Origin of the sequence: Streptomyces kebangsaanensis (assembly GCF_001906585.1) — a bacterium.
GTDB classification, from domain to species: domain Bacteria; phylum Actinomycetota; class Actinomycetes; order Streptomycetales; family Streptomycetaceae; genus Streptomyces; species Streptomyces kebangsaanensis.
In genome coordinates, this window is the sequence record NZ_JUJA01000030.1 from 1 (window position 1) to 17,356 (window position 17,356).

Below are 17,356 nucleotides of genomic sequence, written 5' to 3' on the forward strand. Positions count from 1 at the left end.
GCTGTAGGGTCGGGGGCTGGCGCGGTGGCGGAGTGCTTCCGCTCCGTTTCCAGCCCCCGCCGCTTCGAACCGTGCATGCGGTTCTCCCGCACACGGCTCACCGACGCCGTTCACCGACGGCATTCGGCCTCTCCCGCCAGGGCTTTCCGGCCCTGGGTGCCACGACGGTTCCATACGGGCTGATCAGGCCAAGTTCATTCGGGGACGAGACGGTCAGCACCCACCAGCCGAAGGCCCGGCTGCGCCGGTGCTTTCTGCTGATGAAGTGCGCGACGCGTTCCCGCGCGAACCTTCCGATCTTGCTGAAGCGGCGGGCGGAATGGCCGTACCGGAAGTACGCCATCCACCCGCGGAGGAACAGGTTCACATCCCCCACGATCGCTTCGGGATGCAGCGGAAGCCGGCGCCGGGCGGTGATCTCCCGGATCCGGTCGCGGGCGTGCTGCATCGCCCTGTCCGAGGGCCAGCGGGCCAGGAAGTCGACGCGTCGGCGTCCGCGCAGTCCCCGGGAGCGGACCTGACGATGGTGAAACCCGAGGAAGTCAAAGCCTTCCCCGTCCGTCATCAGGTGCACGATCCTCGTCTTGGACTCCTTCGGCCTCAGCCCCAACTCCCCCAGCAGTGCGGCCAGTCGGGCGAGTGCCCGCTCGGCCTGACTGCGGGAGAAACACATCACGACCAGGTCGTCGGCGTAACGGACCAGGACTCCGTCGTGCTCGTCCCATGCCCGGTCCAGCCGGTGCAGATAGACGTTGCACATCAACGGTGAGATCACACCGCCTTGCGGGGTCCCGGTCACCGGCCGCCGCACCTGCCCGTCCTCCATCACCCCGGCCCGCAGGATCTGCCGCAGGAGCCTGAGAACAGACTGGTCACAGATGCGCTCTTCGACCGCGCGCATCAACTCCTCATGCGGGATCGCCGAGAAGCACTCGGCGATGTCCGTCTCCACCACCCACCGCCTGCCCCGATGGTGCTCGTCGATGAGCACCTGCAGAGCATCGTGCGCCGAGCGTTTCGGGCGGAACCCGAAGCTGCACGGCAGCATGTCGGCCTCGAAGACCGGCTCGAGCACGATCTTCATCGCCGCCTGCACGATGCGGTCACGAACCGTCGGGATGGACAGCGGCCTGCGCTCGTCCTTCACCCCCGGCTTGGGGATGAACACCCGGCGGGCGGGCTGGGGACGATACTGTCCCCGCCCCAACTCGTCGGTCACTTCGTCGAGAAGACGGTCGATGCCGTACTCCTCAACCTGGGCCAGGGTGGTGCGGTCGATGCCCGGTGCGCCGTTGTTGGCACGCACCATGGCCCACGCACGCCGGAGCACATCCCTGCGGTGGATCTTGTCTCCCAGCGCGTGGAACCGCCGTCCGGGATCGGCCTTGGCCGACCGGTAAAGCGCATGCTGCAAAGCGCGGACCTTGTCCGAGGGAGAACGTCCCCCGACGGCGGGACTAGCCATATGGGCACTCACCGGGCCCCTCCTTGTCACCATGACGCACCGACGAAGCAGTGGCCCTTCCCTCACCGGGAGTTGTGCTGTCTCCTCGGCTCAAGCAGTACTACGGCCACCTCCGACGCCCACCCGGCTCACGCCCACTTCCCGGGATCACCGGTTATAGGACGCGCAGCTTCCGGCGACGATTCTCCGCAGGTCACCGGGCCAGGGAGGGCCTCCCCAGTTCCCGCCGCCACCCTCGATACGTTCCGCGCCCCATACGCCGGGGAGTCCTTCACGGCTGCCCGTCCAGGATCTTCACCGCTTCCATGGCCTTCACCCCGATTTCGAAGGGCTCGGCACTCCCTCGTTCCACCCGAAAGGATGGCTGAGTAACGACGCCGCAGGCTTCGCGTGATGCTACGGACCGTATCGTCGCTCCCCCTTTACAGGGCCTTTGACGCTGGGCTTCGACGCCGGACGTTTCCCTCCGACGCCGCCAGCCTGCTACCGGGCCTCCTGGCAGCTACCCGGACCGGACTTCCACCGGCAGGCGACGACGAGCTTACGAACAGCAAGAACACCGCTACGTCACGGTGTCACCTCCTGTCCTGCTGGGCGCACGAGAAAACGTCAGTGGCCGGAGACGTTTCAGCCGCTGCGCCGTGCAGCTCCGTTTCGAGTCCTGCCCTGATCAACTTCGTCAGCAGTTCGGCCGCTTCAGGGCGAACGGTGCCGAGCTGCACCAACCCGTCACCGAAAACGTTCACGTCGGCCACCAGGCCGGGGAAGTCGGAGTCCAGCCCGAGCAGCGCCAGTTGATCGGCCAGAGTGCCGGCGCTTCGCCGTGCGCGGTTCCAGCCACGGACGTAGGGCACGCCGGGCAACAAGTCTTCCGCGCGCTTGGCCACCACTCCTCGCCGGTCGGTCATGACGTCAGGTCCTTCCCTTGGGTTCATTGGCGGTGGTCGGTGCGTGCCCGAGGTCGTCATGGCCCGTGCCGAAGGCGCTTGCCAGCGCCAGGCGCAGGAGTTCTGCAAGACGTTCGGCCGTGTCGGGAGACACTCGGCCCAACTCGACGAGGCCGTGTCCGAAGGCATTCAAGTCCGCGCGCAGGTACGGGAAGTCCTTTTCCAGGCCCGCGCGTACGAGGGCGTCCCGCAGTGCGGTGGTCGCGTTTCGGGCCGCGTACCATCCATCGCTGTCGAGAGGCGACCATGTGGCAGCGTCGTGTCCGCCGGTCGGCTCATCCCGCATCGGTGGTCGTCTCCTCGGGGAGCGCAGCGACCGCCGCGTACGGAGTCGGGTACTGCTCGTCGAAGCGGTCGATCCTCGCGAGGAGTTCCGCGGAGGCCACCAGCGCGGTCGCGAGAGCGACCGGTCGCGGCGGGTTGGCCGCCGGCCGGCGCATCGGCGCGCGAAGCCACTGGTAGCGGTCGCCGGACAGCGGAATGGGGCCGGGTACTACGACGGCGGAGCCGTGGCCGAGGTACCGGTGCGGCGGCGGAGAGGACGTTTCGCGTCCGAGGTAGTGCACGAAGGTCTCGCGGCTCTGCGAGCCGAGGAAGAATCCGACGCGCTGCGCCTTGCGGTCGACGGCCGAGGGTCCGAACGGCAAGCCACTGCGCAAGAGCCGGTCGAACATCTCCAAGCCGAGGCGCTGTTCCACGCTCACCACGTCGAAGAAGCGGCCCGTCGCCAGTAGGCAGGGCATCCGCGGGTCATCCTCCCAAACCTGTCGGCACTGCGCCGGGTCGTCCGCCGCCGCAGACAGCCATTCCATGCCCCGCCTGGTCATCCTCTGCACGTCGTCTCACCCTCAGTCGGACTACGGTGCGGCCCCGATGCCGCCGTGCGTCCAGACTCGCGGCCTGCCCTTGGCCAGGGCAGATGACGAGAGGTGACGGGGAATGACGCGTCCACGCACGACACGTCATCCCCCGTCCTCCCCATTCCGCGCAGACGATCTCCGGTTATTGCCTGCACGAAGCGATGACCAGCACGTACATTCAGTAACGGAACCCCGAGTTGTCACACCGGCATCGCGCAGGGAGTGAAGGGCCGTCTTGAAGCCGACCAGTGTCCGCTTACGTGAGGCCCGCACGGGCCGGGGCTGGAGTCAGCCACGGCTGGTAAGGGAACTTCGCCAAGCCGCCGCCCAGCGTGGCCACCAACTCCCGTCGGACGCCAGCGTGAAGCGGCGTATTGCCAGTTGGGAGAACGGCCACAGCGCCCCGGACGACTTCTACGGGCCGCTTCTGTGCGACGCTTTCACCACCAGCGCGGCCGAGCTCGGATTGAGTCACGGGGAACTCAAAGACACCGCTCTGCTCGACGCCGCGTATCCCGCCAGCCCGGACGACGCCATTCGGACGGTTGGCCAACTGTGGCGTGCCGACCTCAACCAGTACGACCCGTTACTCACCGCGGAGCCGTCCGAGCCCGCATGGAACGAGGCATCCCTCCGGTGGTTGGTCGCGCCTGAGCCGGGCATCCCCCGGCCGCGTACCGAAGGCACCCGAGTCAGTCTCGGTGACGTGGCAGCCATAAAGACCACGGCGGACATGTTCGCCCAGCTTGACGACCAGTTCGGCGGAGACCACGCGCGGCACTCGGTCATCCAGTACCTCAACAACGACGTGGCCCCACTCCTGCGAGGCCGGTACACCGAACAGGTAGGCCGGGCCCTGTTCTCCACCGTGGCGGAAGCGACCCTCCTTGCCGGCTGGATGTCCTACGACGCCTGTCATCACGGGCTCGCCCAGCGGTATTTCCTCCAGGCCCTCCGTCTCGCCCAGGACGCCAACGACCGCCGGCTCGCTGGCAGCATCCTGTCAGCGATGAGCCATCAGGCGACGTTCCTGGGGCGGTACACCCAGGCCGCCACTCTCGCCCGTGCCGCGCTCATGGGCATCTCTCCGGTGGCTACGCCGACCTTGCGCGCGCAGTTCCATGCCATGGAGGCCCGCGCCCTTGCACGGACTGGCGACGTCGCTGCCTGCGAGGCCGCCCTGAGCGCAGCGACAAAGGCCCTCGAAAGCCGAAACAACGAGGACGAACCGGAGTGGATCAGCTACTTCGACGAAGCCGAGCTTGCCGCCGAGGCCGCCCACTGCTTCCGTGACGTCAACAGCGCCCGCCGAGCCGTCGCCCACGCCGAGAACGCCATGAGCGGCAGCCACGTACGGAGCGACTTCTTCGCAACCATGGTCCTGGCCGACGCACACTTGAGGGCCGAGGACGTCGAGGAGGCATGCCGCGTGGCACTCGACGCGCTGGATCTCGGAGAACAGCTCAAGTCGGCGCGATGCATCACCTACCTCGCCGACTTCCGCCGAAACCTCAGCGCGGCCGGCCGAAGCAGCGCAGCGCGTGAGCTTGCAGAGCAGGCCCGCGAACACAGGTTGTGGATCGCTGCGGAGCAGTAGGGTCGACCGAGAGCTACCGGCCCCGCAGGAAGACGACCACCGCCCCTCAGAAGGGGTTCCACTCCTCGCGTCCCTCGCCCGTCCGCAGGGACCGCACCCGCCGGGCGAACTCGGCAGCAGAACGCTCGCTCACGCCGACCTGGTGACCGAGCCACGCCACCATCATCAGCTCCCGCATGTCGGCCAAGGTCTCGTACCCGGGCCAGTTCATGAGGTCGAACCCGTACCGGTGGACGAACTCGGCGTACTCCGCTTCGGTGTGCCAGCCGTACCGGTCGTAGAAGAGCGCGGTCTGGATCAGGTCCCACTCGCGCGGAGCGAGGGCGAATCCGTCGAGGTCGATGAGGACGGCATGACCATCCCGGTGGCGGAGGATGTTTCCGATGCTGGCGTCCCCGTGGATCATCCCGAAGGGGAGCACGAAGTCCAGCCGGTCGTACTCCTTGGCGAGCTTGGCCGCCCGTTCCTCCAGGAAGGACCGATCTTCCTCGGAGACGGCATTCAGCCCGTCCAGCGAGGCAGACAGCTTGGCCATGGGGTCGAAGTACGGAAGGCCCAGCGACTCGGGTTCCTCCAGCCAGTGCAGCCGGCGGAGCAGGTCGGCCAGTTCGCCGACCGTCGCGTACTCCTCGCGCTCCTGGACGCTCTCCCAGAAGGTCACCACCAGGCCGCGGACGACGACAGGCTGAGCGATCCCGGCCGGCACCCGGGTGGCCGGGAAGTCGACCGTCTGCAGCCAGCGGGCCACGCCCACGGCGCGTTCCATCTCCGGCAGGACGCTGGGGTCACGGGCGATGCGGACGATGATCGGTAAGGACGCCAGCCGGTACACCGCGTTGGAGCCGAGCCGCAGCAGCTCCGCCCCGTCAGCATCCAGTCCGGCAGCCTCGCACGCCTCACGCAGAACGACTGCCACGCCCTCTGCCGTGAACTCCGTACCGCCGCCCACCGGTCCCCCGCTACTGCCCGAGATCATGCCTCCGACGATACGGCGCAGCCGCACCCGCGGACAGGGCGCCCACGTAATAGGGACGTAATGATCTTCGATGGAGTGCAGCCCATGCACCCCTCCCCCGCAGGTCAGCGCGCCCGACACCCCTCGCACTCACCTGGGCTCCGGAGCCGTGTGCGCAGGTTCGAATCCTGCCGGGGGCACCCAGCATGAGGTGCCCAAAGACCCCGTCACCAGCGGAAACGCTGAGGCCGGGGTCTTCGTGTATGTGCAGGCGTATGCAGCGCTGAGCGGCCCTAGGACACGGCCCGTGGACTATTCGTGGACAGGATCTTGAAGCGTCTGCCCAGGTCAGTCGTCGCTTGCGTGGGGACCGTTACCCCGCATCCGGCCATTCCTCCGGGGGCTCTGGCGGCTCCGGATCCTCCTGCCGCTTCGCTCTCCGCTCGTTCTCGTCTCGCAGTGCCGTCAGCCACGGCCAAAGATCCGGCAGCGGTTGCGCCGAGCAGGCCAGCCGGTGTTCGATACGGCACCGCTGATACGGATCTGGCGGACACACCCCGTAGCCGGTTACCCGCCCGTCAGACAGCACGATCCACCGATGCTCCGCCGGCACCGTATGGGCCAGTGGGGCCATGTCCGGCTCCAACAGCACCCAATCATGCTCAAGCGTCGCCACCCGCTCCCCCAACAGCCCGCAGTACGGACAGCGGGACTTCCCACGACCGAGCCGACGCGGCTCCTCTTCGAAAACCCCCATACCGCGAGAGTCGACAGCCCAACGGCACATGCGTAGACCGCGAACCGGACGGGACACCTGGGGAAGCCGTCTATCAGTGAAACGGCACACGACGCGGCAGGTGCAACCAGCAACCAACGGCCGACGACGCGCGGCTGAGACACGACGAAGCCCCCGGCCCGTGCGGGCTGGGGGCTAAAGCCTGTGCACGTGATCACTCGTATTCGCGCAACAGCTCCTCGATCTTGCGGTTGGCGATCTCCTGCCGTCCGTCGATGCACTTGGCGTAGCGGCTCAGCAGGACCTCAACGCTGTTGCCCGCGCGTTCGGCCACCTCTGTGGGGTCCACTCCGGAGTTGAGCCAGGTCGACAGCGCCGAGTGCCGGAGGTCGTACGGCCGGGCAGCGAGTGGCGAAGCGACCGCGGCGGGCGGGAGCGCCAGGGCCCGAGCTTCCTGCCAGACGCGGTAGTACGTCGAGGAGCCGACCACTCCCCCGCGTTCGTTGGTGAACAGCCGCCCGTCCTCCGCAGTGCCGAACGTGTCGAGGTGCTGCCGAAGGATGGCGACGAGCTGGGGCGGGATCGGTACGAGCCGGACCTCTTCGGCCGGCCGGTTCTTCAGGCCGCGGTCGTCGTGGGTCTCGCCGGAGTCCGTCCACTGCTTGCCAACGCTGGGACGTGTCCGGTTCAGCAGGGCCGTCCCCCAGCCGGTCTCCGGCAGCTTCAGGTCTGCTTTGGTGAGTCCGACAGCCTCAGCGGGACGTAGGGCGCCGTAATACATGCAGGCGAACAAGCCGACGAGTCGACGACCACGCGCCCGGCCATACGGGCCTGGTGCACGATCGGGTGACATCACACCGATCCCGGGTCGCAGTGCCGGTCACGGAAATCCGTCCGGGCACCCGACAGCCACCAGATGGCCTGGCCTACAGGAAAGGGCCGGGGCGGCAGGCGGCCATGGAGTCCTTCTTCAGCCTGCTGCAGAAGAACGTCCTCGACCGCCGTTCACGGGACACCCGCCAGGAACTGCGGATCGCAATCGTGACCTGGGCCCAGAGGACCTGCCACCGACGCCGCCGACAAGCCCCGCTCGGCCGACTGACCCCCGTCGAATTCGAAACCGTCATGACCACACCGGCCCTCCAGGCCGCGTGACCGAACCTGTCACCCAAACCTGCAGCAGGCCCGTGCTTACAGGGACGCGGGTGGGCGGCGAGAGAGCCGGCTTCTGCTGGTCGTGGCCGGGCTGGCAGTGTTGGCGACCAACCCGGCCCTGTTGGCCATGTTGCAGGCCACCAACCAGTGGGCGGTTGCCTTCCCCGGCTCCGCCCTCCCAGGACAGCCATACAGAGCACCAGCGTCTGTCGGCCGGCCTGCAGGAGTGCTCAGACGACCGTCTTGAGCATGTGGCTGAAGCCACCCTCGACAGCGAGCCGCTTCCCACTTGGGAACGCGATCAACTCCAGGGCGTGCTGTGGTGCGGACGCCACGGACCGTGGTCCGGCGTCACGGTCCGTACCGGCGGTGCAGCGCTCGGGTCACCAGCGCTCGGGTCACCAGCGGGCTGGTCCTCCGTGCTCCGGGCCTGCGCGAGTCCGGTGGCCCACAGCTGGTCGACACGCGCGCGCTCGGTGGCGTTCGGGTAGCGGTTGGTGCAGGACGGGCCGGGGCCGGCGCCCGACATCAGCTGACTGCACGGCCCGCTGTAGTCGTCCGGCAGCCCCAGTATGTGCCCGGTCTCGTGGGTGACGACGCGGATCGGGTCGTACTGCCGAATCTGGGCGTAGTCGAGGAAGACGGAGCCGCGTCCGTGGCCATCGCCGGAGGCGTGGGACCCGCGGCGCGGGTCGTTGCCCTCGTAGTAGGAGAAGTCGGCACCGCCGCTCGAAGCCTCCTCGAGCTTGACGTTGGACTCGGAGCTGTTCCAGATCGAGGCCGCGCTCGATATCTGCGAACGGAAGCTCGGTGCCTTGGAGGCGTCGTAGTAGAGGGTCACCGCCTGCGCGTTGGGCTGGGCGGTGCGCTTCTGGGCGACCGACTTGAGCACAGCCCCGAAGAACGCCTTGTTGTTCGCGGCCTCCTCAACCGACCCGCCATACCGCGCCATGGAGGTACCGGCGGAAGCGGACGGGGTGGCGGCCGGCTGGGCGCTCGCGGGCACCGCCACGCCCAGCACGCTGGAGGCCAGACCCAGGCCGAGAGCGAGGGCGAGGAGTCTCGGGGACGTTCGGAACAACTTCATGTGTGGGGGGCTCCTACTCACTCGGTGACGCCGAGCGCCGCAGTGCGCGGTCGACTCGGCGTGAACACCGGTCCCGAACTGCAGCAACGTCCTGTGAGTCGTCATTCTTAGAACGGCTCAACAGGGCGTGCAACGGGTCCCGCCACTACGTCGCCTCGTAGGTCCCAGGACCTCGCCAGGGCAGCGCGCGAGCCTCCGGTCAGCACGCGGCGATAGGAGGACAAGCTGTCACGGCGTCAGAAGCCTTGCATCACGGGGCAGCTGGCGTGCAGGCCGGCCGGGCGGAATTCCGGGACGCGCGGCAGGATCCGCACTCCGCCCAAAACAGACAAATCCCCATATTCCCGCTACGTCGTATCTACTAAGCACTCTGGTTGATCGCGGAGCGCTGTGTTCAACGTCACGGATTATGGGCTTCCGTTCCTTTTGCGCCCCACCGCCCCCGAGTCGTCCCCCAGGGAGTCAGCCTCGACGTCGGGCGCCATCCCTCACTGCTGAGCCGCCGCCGCTCAGTCCTGATCAGAAATCTCTGCTCGACCACGCTTCAACTCCACCAACACGGCCCCGGCCCTCCCCGCGCACGCCAACCCGACGCGCACAGCCAAGCCGCGGCAAGCGGTGTCAAGCATCAGGTGAAGCCACAACGTCAAGCATCAACCGAGACAAGACAATGACTCCGGATCATGGCGCGGTGGAAATTTCCCTACGTCATCAAGAGCTCGCTTCGCTCGCCGTCGCTCCCGGCCTCCTGAACTGCAAGCAGTCCGATCGGAGATCGAAGGTGCCGCGCACAGCGCGGCGGCGCCGGTCGGTCGCCGCCGCGCCACCCCTCCTCGCCTCCGGCGGGGATCGGCCGGCACCGGGATGGAGGGGGTGCCGTCCCCGACTGCGGGTCCGTAGTGGCGTGCGCGGGGAGCTCCCATCCCGTCCACCGTCGACCCAGGCAGAGCCGAGCAGAGGCGGCCCATGGCGTCCAGGTCGTTCGTACAGTGGCGCGCTCCACCTGGACGCCATGGACCACGCCCGCTCCACGGTGTGTGGGTCGACAGCGTACGGGATGGGATCTGGGGTGAGTGGTGGCTGAGGAGGAATAATGCCGCCATGACAGATGAATCCAAGCACCCCAGCGAACAGCCCGCTACGCCCTCCTGCTGATGCTGTGGCGGGACCTCGGTGAGGCCGGCGGTCGGCGTGATCGACTCACAATCGGTCTCTTGCTCTCAGTCCAGCTCGGCGGAGTCGGAATTTGTCGTCGCGACGGCTCCGGTGACGGCGTCCAGCACGAGCACCTGGATGGAGGGGGCAGTCGTGGACTGTGAGGGGCCTTCGTCGGGGCCGCCATCCTGGGCAACGCCGTCCTGAGAGGGGGCGGCCTCAGCGCCAGGGGGGCCGACACTCAGCATCCAGTACGGGCGCCAGCGGCCGGCGTTGTCGGTGCGAGCCAGCAGTTCACCGGAGTGGACGACGTCACCGGGGAACTTGCGCGTCGCGATGGCCTGAGCCTGCCGCCGGTCGACGCGAACCGAGGGCAGTTCGGGGTCGGGAATGTGACGTGCGGTGAACGAGATGATCTTACGGTCGGGACCGACGAGGACGTCCATCCGCATGGGCATCAGCACGCCATTCTTGCGGGAGCGCCAGGAGACCAGTTTCGAGGCCTGCTGGGGCCCGGCGGCGCTGACGTCCGCACGGCCGGCGAGCGCCCAGGGAAAGTGGTCGCGCACGAAGGCGGTGCCGGCCTTGAGAGCGGCACCGTCGCTGACAGGTGCGGCATCGGGCCCGAGGGCCGGACTGGTGGGCTGCAGCAGGCCGGAGGTCACCTCGCGGGAGGGCCACTCAATGTCGAGGACCCCGCGGTCGGTGTTGGCCGAGATCCGCCCAGGACCTCCAGGGGGCCCGGGGAAGAACTGCATTGATGCGACATGGGCCTGCTCACCGAGGAAGTTGGCGATAGCTTTCCGGGCGGCTTCCTGCTGTTCAGCGGAGGCGGTGTTCGCCCATGCCACCTCTGCCATCACGAAGGTGACGGTGAAGGCGCTGGTGAGACCGATTGCGGCGATTCCGGCAGCGAATCCGATGAGGGAGCGGCGGACCTGGCGCCTGTTGATGAGGACGGCGGCGTCACGTCCACCACGGGCGGTGTCCCAGTACAGCCCAGCACTTGCGACGAGGGCACCGGCAAAGGCGCCGATGCTGTTGGTCCACAGGTCAGTGCTGTCACAGGCGCGCCCCATGCCCGGTGTAAGAGCCTGCGTGACCTCGATGGTGGCCGAGAGGGCAACGCAGGCCAGAGTGACCGGAACCGGGCGGCGGGTCAGCCAGGTGGCCAGGGCCGCCAGAGGGACGAAGAGGAGAACGTTCAGCAACCCCTGGGTAGTGAACGTCCCTGTGATGATGTCGCGTTCAATAAAGCAGGTTGCCGAGGCGGGCGCATCGGGAGAAATAGGATAGAGCGTGGCAGTTATTACACCGGCGAGCGCGGCGCCCGTCAGAGCGCACAGAACTCTGGGCTTTCCGAGACGGCGCCCCAGAAAATAGGACACCAGAGCCGCAATCAAAGAGAAGGCGACAGCGGTCACCAACATTCCTTGATTACCATTGAATATTGCCTGAATCATGCGGTCGTTTCCTGGGCTCGCGCGGGAGGATCGATGCGGGTGCGGGGCCCGCCATGCGCGGGCCCCGCGTTCAGTGCTTCAGCACTGGGTGACCGGCGCGTTGTTGAAGGTCTGCTGACCCTGGACCTCCATCCAGCCGACGACGGGGTTACAGCCACTGAGGGTGTAATTGGACCACTTGGTGCTCTTGGTGGTGCCCCCCGACTGGGTGAACCACGACCCGGTGCGCGCGACGCCGACGTGAGTCCACCCGAAACGCGCGGTAATGGTGCTGGTGTTGGGGTCCTTGTCGTACGAGTCGGTCACGTTCCAGGAGGAGCCAGTCCCGCTGGTCAGTGAGGTCCAGAGGGTGCCGCTGCTGAGCTTGGTGCGGGATGTGCCGTAATCGAAGTTACCGGGATGTGCCGTAATCGAAGTTACCGCCGGCCATGGCGGCCGGGGCCATGACACCCATACCAATGAGCACGGCTGCCGAAGTGGCGGCAATACGTCGAACTGCAGTCATTTTCTAAACCTTCTCTCCAACGGGTCCGTGAAGATCATCTTCTCGGATGCAGAGAAACTTAAAGGCCTCGGTAGGGAGATTGCAACGACTTTGCGAAAGCGTGACGTGGGTCACATGAGAAAGTCGCAAGGGAGGCGTTTAGTGCACGGTTGGCCATAAGTCTTTTTAATCTCGACTCGACAGGCCACTTCTCCGACATTCGCCTCGTAATTTGTCTTTAATTAGCCTTGCCTCATCAGGCGTGAGTGGCTACTGCTTGGTCTGGCGATTCGCTCGTTTCAGGCTGCCCAACGAGCCATGTTCCTTGTCGGCTGCCTCGTCCCCCGCCTGGTGGTGGTCCAGAGGCGTATGGGCTCCAGGTGCCTCCGGTCTCGGAGGCCAGCTTGGCCGTGGTGACCCGGGTGATAGCCCGGAGCCTCCGCGACGACCGGGGCAGGCATCTCCAGCACGTGCTGTCAGATAGCGGCGGTGCGGCCGGCTGTGGTGGGGATGGCGACGTCGTTGAGGAGGGCCGCAAGGACGTCGGGGTGGAGCGGTTGCCCGGCTGGGTACCCGCGGCCGGAGTCAGGTCAGGTCGGTGGTGCCGACAGCTGCGCGGGGCCGGTTGCGTGCCCATCGTTACTGACTTCGGCTCGTCAGGGTGACGCTGGGTCGTCGAGGGCCAGGCCGGTGCCCGCTATGAAGCCGTCGAGGGTGTCGGGCCGGTACTGGAGGCGTTTGAGCCGGTTGCGGACGAGGGCCTCCAGGCGGTCGAGGGCCATGACGGCGAGGTTGGCCAGGCTGCGCTTGACGTGCGCCCATACCCACTCGACGGGGTTGAGGTCGGGCGAGTAGGCGGGCAGCAGGAACACCGTCAGCCACTCGCGCTCGGCGATCAGCTCACGCATGGCGTGGGAGACGTGGGTGTTCAGGCGGTCCCACACCAGCACGATCGGTGCCTTGACGAGTTGGTGGACGCCGTCGATCAGTGCGATGAAGTCGCGCTCGCCCATGCTGCGGCGTTTGCCTGTGGTGTGGGTGCGCAGGCGGTGGCACAGGCGGGTGCGGGAGCCGGGCCGCATGGCGATCAGCCCGGCCACCGACAGGCGCCCCGATCGCCGCCCGCTGACGGTCACGACCGGGGCGCGGCCCCGCCGGCCCCTGGGGGCACCCCCGGGCGGAGCCTGGGGGAGTGCGCCCCCTGGGCAGCCGGCGGGTGAACCCGGCTTCGTCCTCGAAGCAGATGTGGCCTCCGCAGGCCGCCCGTGCTCTTTTACCTCGGTCCAGGTCCTCTCCTTCCACGCGGTCACGGCCTGCTCGTCGCGCTCGGCGACCCGCTGCACGGGCACCTGCGGGCTGAAGCCGAGCCGGTGCATCAACCGAGTGGCCCCGGAGACGCTGTACGAGACGTGGAACTTCCTGCCGATCAGCGTGGCCACCCTCGCCGCCGTCCACACCTGGTCCTCCACCCAGCCGTGCGCGGCCGGACCCTGCCCGGATACGCGGCCAGTTTCTCCAGACAGCGCGGGGACAGACAGCAACGAGATCCACTCGGGCCACGGGAGGCCAGAGCCTGCGCACCGCCGTCCCGCTACAACTGGTGCCACTGGTAGGCCGACTTCGGACTCACCCGCAGGCGCCGTGCGACCTCTGTCGGCTTGATCTCCTGCTCGAACAGCTCGGCCGCCTGCATCCGTACCGACTCCCGGCGCCGACGCCCCTCAGCGGTCAACCCGCCCCCATCGCCATATCTCACACACCACGGGATACAGCCACCGCCCCAGGCCCTTCAGGGACTTCGCGAAGATTCACCCTGACGAGCCGAAGCCAGTAGTCGCCGACGAACCAGAGATAGCGGTGTGTTCCGCTCTGAACGACCTGGCACAACTCTCGGGCTTGGTCCACCCAGGTGCCACCGTGGGCCTCCGGAAGCCGATCGAGTTCCGCGAGCAGTAGCGGCACCTGCCGCTTGTTGAAGACGGCATCTCCACAGGGGGCCAAGGCCCACAACATCGGAAAGCTCACCGGGTCCAGGGCGGGGAAGAGGTCCGTCCACTCCAGTCCGACTTGGGCACGAGCCACGAGTCTTTCCTGGTCCCCGCGTACCTGCATGTTGATCATCCATCGCCCCCACCGGCAGTTGACGCCGAGCCGACAAGGCGTGCGTCCCAGCTCTCAGTCCCTCGGACGGGCCGTCCCTGGGCCGTCCAAGGTCAGCCGACGCCGACCAACAACGACAGAAGCCCGCGGCATCTGAACTGGTCAGGACCGTGGGCTTCTTCAGTCTCGCTGGTCAGCGGAAGGGCTGATCAGTAAACCGGCCACTGACCGCAGTCGCCGGCGCTTGCCACGTCCATTGGGACTCCGCCGACCTTCGCTGTCACTGCATGGGCTTCAGGACATGGCCCAACGCGACGAGGCCGATTCCCACAGCGAGAAGTGACAGGGAGTGGAATTTCCAGCTGATCAGCATCAGCAGGGAACCCACTCCCCAGAGCCTGGGTTGCCGCACCCGTCGTTGGAGCCACTGGCCCGGCATGCGGCCGAGGAGCAGGGCGTATACCCCGACAACGGCGAAGAAGATGGACAGGATGAACAGCACCAAGAACCCTGCAGCGATCAGGACCAACTCATCCCCCTTTGCCAAGGCCGCATGGAATAGCTGACCTCAGCGTCTGACATCGACAGGCGCGGACAGCGGCGGTTGGCGCTGGACCCTGGCGGACGAAGCGTCGAGACGCAGAGCCGGTTGACCGATTTCGCCGACCCCCGTGATCGACCTGACAAGGATGGGTCACGTCCGAGGCTCCCCGAGGCCGACCGACGGTGACCACCATCGGCAGGTGTCCCGACGGGCAGCCCCAGGTCACAGGATTTGATCTGCCACATTGGCAGAGCCATGCCCAATACTCCAGCTGTAGGTCGTGATCTTGCTGGAGTACTAGCAGCCCGCCTCGACGCCGCTGTTCACGAATGAGTCGATGTTGATCGAGTAACCGGCCCCGGCGGTGAGGTCGGGGCGGCTTCCGTGACCGTCCTCCGCGAGGCCCTCGGCGGTGAGGAAGACGACCTGCAGGGACATTTTCTCTTTGACGAAGCACAGGTCGTCGGACAAGGCCTCGGGGTCCGGGTTCCATCCGTTCCGTACCGCCGCCGTCCGGTAGTACGCGGCCACTTCGGCCTGTGTGCCGGGGAAGGCGTATGTCCGGTTGGCATACACCGTGACATCGCCGCTGTCCGCCCAGCAGCCGGCGTCGACCTTCTCGAAGCCCCGGGCGACGGTGGCCCCGGCGGGCCGGGAGTCGAGGATGTCGAGCGCCGCCGTCTCCTTCACCCGGTCCTCGGTCCCCTCGCAGTCCCTGGCGAGCTCCAGCAACGTGCAGCCGGTGAGCGTTGCGGCCGCCAGCGCGGTCGACAGGAGCAGGGATATCGGGCGGGTGGTACCTGTCGGCAGAGGCAAAGCGGGCTCCAGGTGAAGGCCGGGGCGGAAGGAGGAGGCGGTGCGCCGGACAAAATGGTCATCCGTGCCCGCTCCGGAGCAGGCACCGCCCAGTTCTACCAAGCAGCCGTCACCCTCGCATCGCTCCTGATGTGAGCGTGACACTTTGGCGACACCTGCTGGAGTAGCACCAGGAAGCGGGGCCGGGTCCTCGACGGGCACGGCCCCGCCCATCCGACGGGGCGTCAGTCCGCCCAGACCTCGGCCTCGTCGGCCGGGACGGTGGTGGCCAGGCCCAGTTCCTTGCGGGCGGCGACCGACTCGTTCGGGTCGATGCCGGTGAGCGCCGGGTCGTAGGCGGTGTAGAACGCGTCGGCGTCGGCGGCGTTCGCGGCCTTCTTCCAGTTCCCGGCCGCCTTCGTCAGCGTCGCGCGGAGCTTGCCGACCTCGGTGCCCTCGATGCCGTTCAGGCCCTTGACGTGTGCGTCGAGGGCGGCCGCGACGGCCTTGGCCTGTGCCTTGTAGCCGGCCAGGTCGTCCTCGACGGTGTCCTTCTCGGGCTGGTTCGCCCACAGGGCCTCGTAGACCGCGTTCGAACCCTTGAGGTACGTGATCTGCTCGGGCTTGAGGGACTTCGCGGTGTCCAGCGAGCCGCTGAACGTGCCCTTCTCCGCGGTGTAGGTGCAGCTCACCGCGCGGTCACCCGTCGCCCAGCTCTCCTTGGTCGGGGTGTAGTAGGAGAGGCTGACGCCCTTGGGGAGCGCCCAGGTGTCCGGGGCGTACTTCTCCGCCTCGACCGGGCAGCGCTCGTCCGCGATCGCCGAGACCCCGTCGTCGCCGGGGTACTCCTTGCCCTCGTCGATCTTGAACTCGCCGATGACCTGGCCCTCGTGCGCCTCTTCGCAGGGCACGATCTCGATGGCGTACGCTTCTCCCTCGGCCTTGCTGTTCGGGTTGTAGCAGTCGCCGACGTCCAGCGAGAACACCGAGCGCTGGCGAGCCACCTTCTTCACGCCGTCCTTGGCGCTGCCGACGGCGTCGGAGACGTCCGAGCATCCCACCGCACCGATCCCGAGCAGGACGGCAACGGCGGATATGCCGCGAAGGGAACGATACGAGGCACGGATTGCCATGACGTGTACATCCTCTTATGTGATCTTCATGAGGGTCGCGCGCATCGTATGCCATTCCTGTGGCCCGGTTACGCGAGGACCCTTACCTCATCTCGGCGTCTCCGACTCGCGACGGGCCACGAGGGTTGTATCCGGGCTGCTCGCAGGTGGGAGCGGGAGTGATGTGCCCCGGGTCCGGTGGAGTCGCCTTGCTGGACAGGTGGTGTTCCGGACACTCAAGGAGGCTCTGTTGCCCCGCAGTTACCCGACCGGGTTCCGGCGCGAGGTCATCGATCTCGTCGACTCCGGTCGGTCGATCCGGCAGATCCGGCAGATCCGGCAGATCATGCTCGGTCACCGCATCAGGGCGACGACTGCCGTCTCGATGGGGTCGATGTCCGGATCACCAGCCTCCGAGGTATCGACTTCGACGACGGCATCGACTCCACCCGGCGGATCGAAGATCGACCGCTTCATCTCGCCTCGCCGGAACTGGGACGAGAGCTGTCGGTCGGCTGCCCCGCCTTCGGCCGCCCGGGCGCGGAGGCGCTCGTCGATGACCGGTTCGCGGGCGACGACGTGAACGGCGAGCACTCGGGCGTCACATGCGAGCAGCGCATCCAGCAGCTTGTGCGACAGCACGGAGGACTCCACGACGAAGCTCACCCCTGAGGAGGCGAGCAGCCGGGCTGCGTTGACCATCACGGCCTCAGCGCGGAGGCTCAGAGGTCCGCCGGCGATGTGGAAGTCCGGGTTGAGCTGGACACCGCCGTCCTCGGCGACGGAAGCGGAGGACAGCCCGAGCCCGGCCTTGATCTCGTCCCGGGTCAGGAACGGCACACCGAGGCGGCGCGCCGTCGCGCGGGCAACGGTGGTCTTTCCGGCCCCCGGGGACCCGCAT

At 67.4% G+C, this 17,356-nt stretch carries 14 protein-coding genes and 3 pseudogenes; 2 read left to right on the forward strand and 15 right to left on the reverse strand.

Annotated elements, in window-relative coordinates; translation table 11 throughout:
- Window positions 1–97: 97 nt before the first annotated feature.
- The 4 genes from ltrA to RH94_RS02695 all read right to left on the reverse strand — a co-directional run bounded on the left by ltrA (window position 98) and on the right by RH94_RS02695 (window position 3,248).
- Window positions 98–1,477, reverse strand: a complete 1,380-nt coding sequence (gene ltrA, locus RH94_RS02680; protein WP_073946045.1) for a group II intron reverse transcriptase/maturase — start codon at window positions 1,475–1,477, stop codon at window positions 98–100.
- Between the two features lie 563 nt (window positions 1,478–2,040).
- Complete coding sequence (locus tag RH94_RS02685) at window positions 2,041–2,373, reverse strand: hypothetical protein (RefSeq protein ID WP_079188864.1); 333 nt, start codon at window positions 2,371–2,373, stop codon at window positions 2,041–2,043.
- Window positions 2,374–2,377: 4 nt separating this feature from the next.
- Entirely contained in the window at window positions 2,378–2,698 is a 321-nt protein-coding gene (locus tag RH94_RS02690) for a hypothetical protein (protein WP_073946054.1), read from the reverse strand.
- The gene (locus RH94_RS02695) at window positions 2,688–3,248 is read right to left on the reverse strand and encodes a bifunctional DNA primase/polymerase (protein ID WP_234425490.1); all 561 of its coding nucleotides are present in this window, start codon (window positions 3,246–3,248) and stop codon (window positions 2,688–2,690) included. Before RH94_RS02695 ends, RH94_RS02690 begins: the two co-directional genes overlap by 11 nt.
- A 385-nt stretch (window positions 3,249–3,633) precedes the next feature.
- Between RH94_RS02695 and RH94_RS02700 the strand changes: the two genes are divergently transcribed.
- Complete coding sequence (locus RH94_RS02700; RefSeq protein WP_199880851.1) at window positions 3,634–4,869, forward strand: hypothetical protein; 1,236 nt, start codon at window positions 3,634–3,636, stop codon at window positions 4,867–4,869.
- Between the two features lie 46 nt (window positions 4,870–4,915).
- On the opposite strand, the gene RH94_RS02705 is transcribed toward RH94_RS02700, so the two are convergent.
- The 3 genes and pseudogenes from RH94_RS02705 to RH94_RS02715 all read right to left on the reverse strand — a co-directional run.
- Entirely contained in the window at window positions 4,916–5,845 is a 930-nt protein-coding gene (locus tag RH94_RS02705) for a phosphotransferase family protein (protein WP_073946056.1), read from the reverse strand.
- A 352-nt stretch (window positions 5,846–6,197) separates the two neighbouring features.
- Window positions 6,198–6,611 carry a DUF6083 domain-containing protein gene (locus RH94_RS42065; protein ID WP_324614221.1) on the reverse strand — a complete coding sequence of 138 codons (414 nt, stop codon included), beginning with the start codon at window positions 6,609–6,611 and terminating at the stop codon, window positions 6,198–6,200.
- 163 nt (window positions 6,612–6,774) lie between these two features.
- A pseudogene (locus RH94_RS02715) lies at window positions 6,775–7,392 on the reverse strand (tyrosine-type recombinase/integrase); the annotation flags it as partial.
- Between the two features lie 116 nt (window positions 7,393–7,508).
- Here RH94_RS02715 and RH94_RS02720 point away from each other — a divergent pair.
- Window positions 7,509–7,715: pseudogene (locus RH94_RS02720) on the forward strand (IS3 family transposase); the annotation flags it as partial.
- Between the two features lie 301 nt (window positions 7,716–8,016).
- Here the strand turns inward: RH94_RS02720 and snpA are convergent.
- The 8 genes and pseudogenes from snpA to RH94_RS02770 all read right to left on the reverse strand — a co-directional run.
- Window positions 8,017–8,802, reverse strand: coding sequence for a snapalysin (snpA, locus tag RH94_RS02725; RefSeq protein ID WP_073946058.1), 786 nt, complete (start codon window positions 8,800–8,802; stop codon window positions 8,017–8,019).
- Between the two features lie 1,220 nt (window positions 8,803–10,022).
- Window positions 10,023–11,420 (reverse strand): VanZ family protein, encoded by a 1,398-nt coding sequence (locus tag RH94_RS02730; protein WP_079188866.1) that lies wholly within the window; start codon window positions 11,418–11,420, stop codon window positions 10,023–10,025.
- A 78-nt stretch (window positions 11,421–11,498) separates the two neighbouring features.
- A complete protein-coding gene (locus tag RH94_RS02735; protein ID WP_073946060.1) occupies window positions 11,499–11,726 on the reverse strand; it encodes a hypothetical protein in 228 nt (75 codons plus the stop codon).
- 834 nt (window positions 11,727–12,560) lie between these two features.
- Window positions 12,561–13,660 (reverse strand): annotated as a pseudogene (locus RH94_RS39365) (IS630 family transposase).
- Window positions 13,661–14,284: 624 nt separating this feature from the next.
- On the reverse strand, window positions 14,285–14,533 hold the full coding sequence (locus RH94_RS02755; protein WP_073946062.1) for a hypothetical protein: 249 nt from the start codon (window positions 14,531–14,533) through the stop codon (window positions 14,285–14,287).
- Between the two features lie 312 nt (window positions 14,534–14,845).
- A complete protein-coding gene (locus tag RH94_RS02760) occupies window positions 14,846–15,364 on the reverse strand; it encodes a hypothetical protein (RefSeq protein ID WP_073946063.1) in 519 nt (172 codons plus the stop codon).
- A 224-nt stretch (window positions 15,365–15,588) separates the two neighbouring features.
- Window positions 15,589–16,476, reverse strand: a complete 888-nt coding sequence (locus tag RH94_RS02765) for a septum formation family protein (protein ID WP_073946064.1) — start codon at window positions 16,474–16,476, stop codon at window positions 15,589–15,591.
- Window positions 16,477–16,809: 333 nt separating this feature from the next.
- Window positions 16,810–17,356: AAA family ATPase (locus tag RH94_RS02770; RefSeq protein WP_143203943.1), on the reverse strand; the 547-nt coding region annotated here is incomplete at its 5' end.

What these genes read in the sequence shown, in the direction of transcription:
- RH94_RS02690 (WP_073946054.1), bottom strand. Translation starts at nt 2,698, where the DNA reads ATGCGGGATGAGCCGACCGGCGGACACGACGCTGCCACATGGTCGCCT.
- RH94_RS02705 (WP_073946056.1), bottom strand. Translation starts at nt 5,845, where the DNA reads ATGATCTCGGGCAGTAGCGGGGGACCGGTGGGCGGCGGTACGGAGTTC.
- RH94_RS42065 (WP_324614221.1), bottom strand. Translation starts at nt 6,611, where the DNA reads ATGTGCCGTTGGGCTGTCGACTCTCGCGGTATGGGGGTTTTCGAAGAG.
- RH94_RS02685 (WP_079188864.1), bottom strand. Translation starts at nt 2,373, where the DNA reads ATGACCGACCGGCGAGGAGTGGTGGCCAAGCGCGCGGAAGACTTGTTG.
- RH94_RS02765 (WP_073946064.1), bottom strand. Translation starts at nt 16,476, where the DNA reads ATGGCAATCCGTGCCTCGTATCGTTCCCTTCGCGGCATATCCGCCGTT.
- snpA (WP_073946058.1), bottom strand. Translation starts at nt 8,802, where the DNA reads ATGAAGTTGTTCCGAACGTCCCCGAGACTCCTCGCCCTCGCTCTCGGC.
- RH94_RS02730 (WP_079188866.1), bottom strand. Translation starts at nt 11,420, where the DNA reads ATGATTCAGGCAATATTCAATGGTAATCAAGGAATGTTGGTGACCGCT.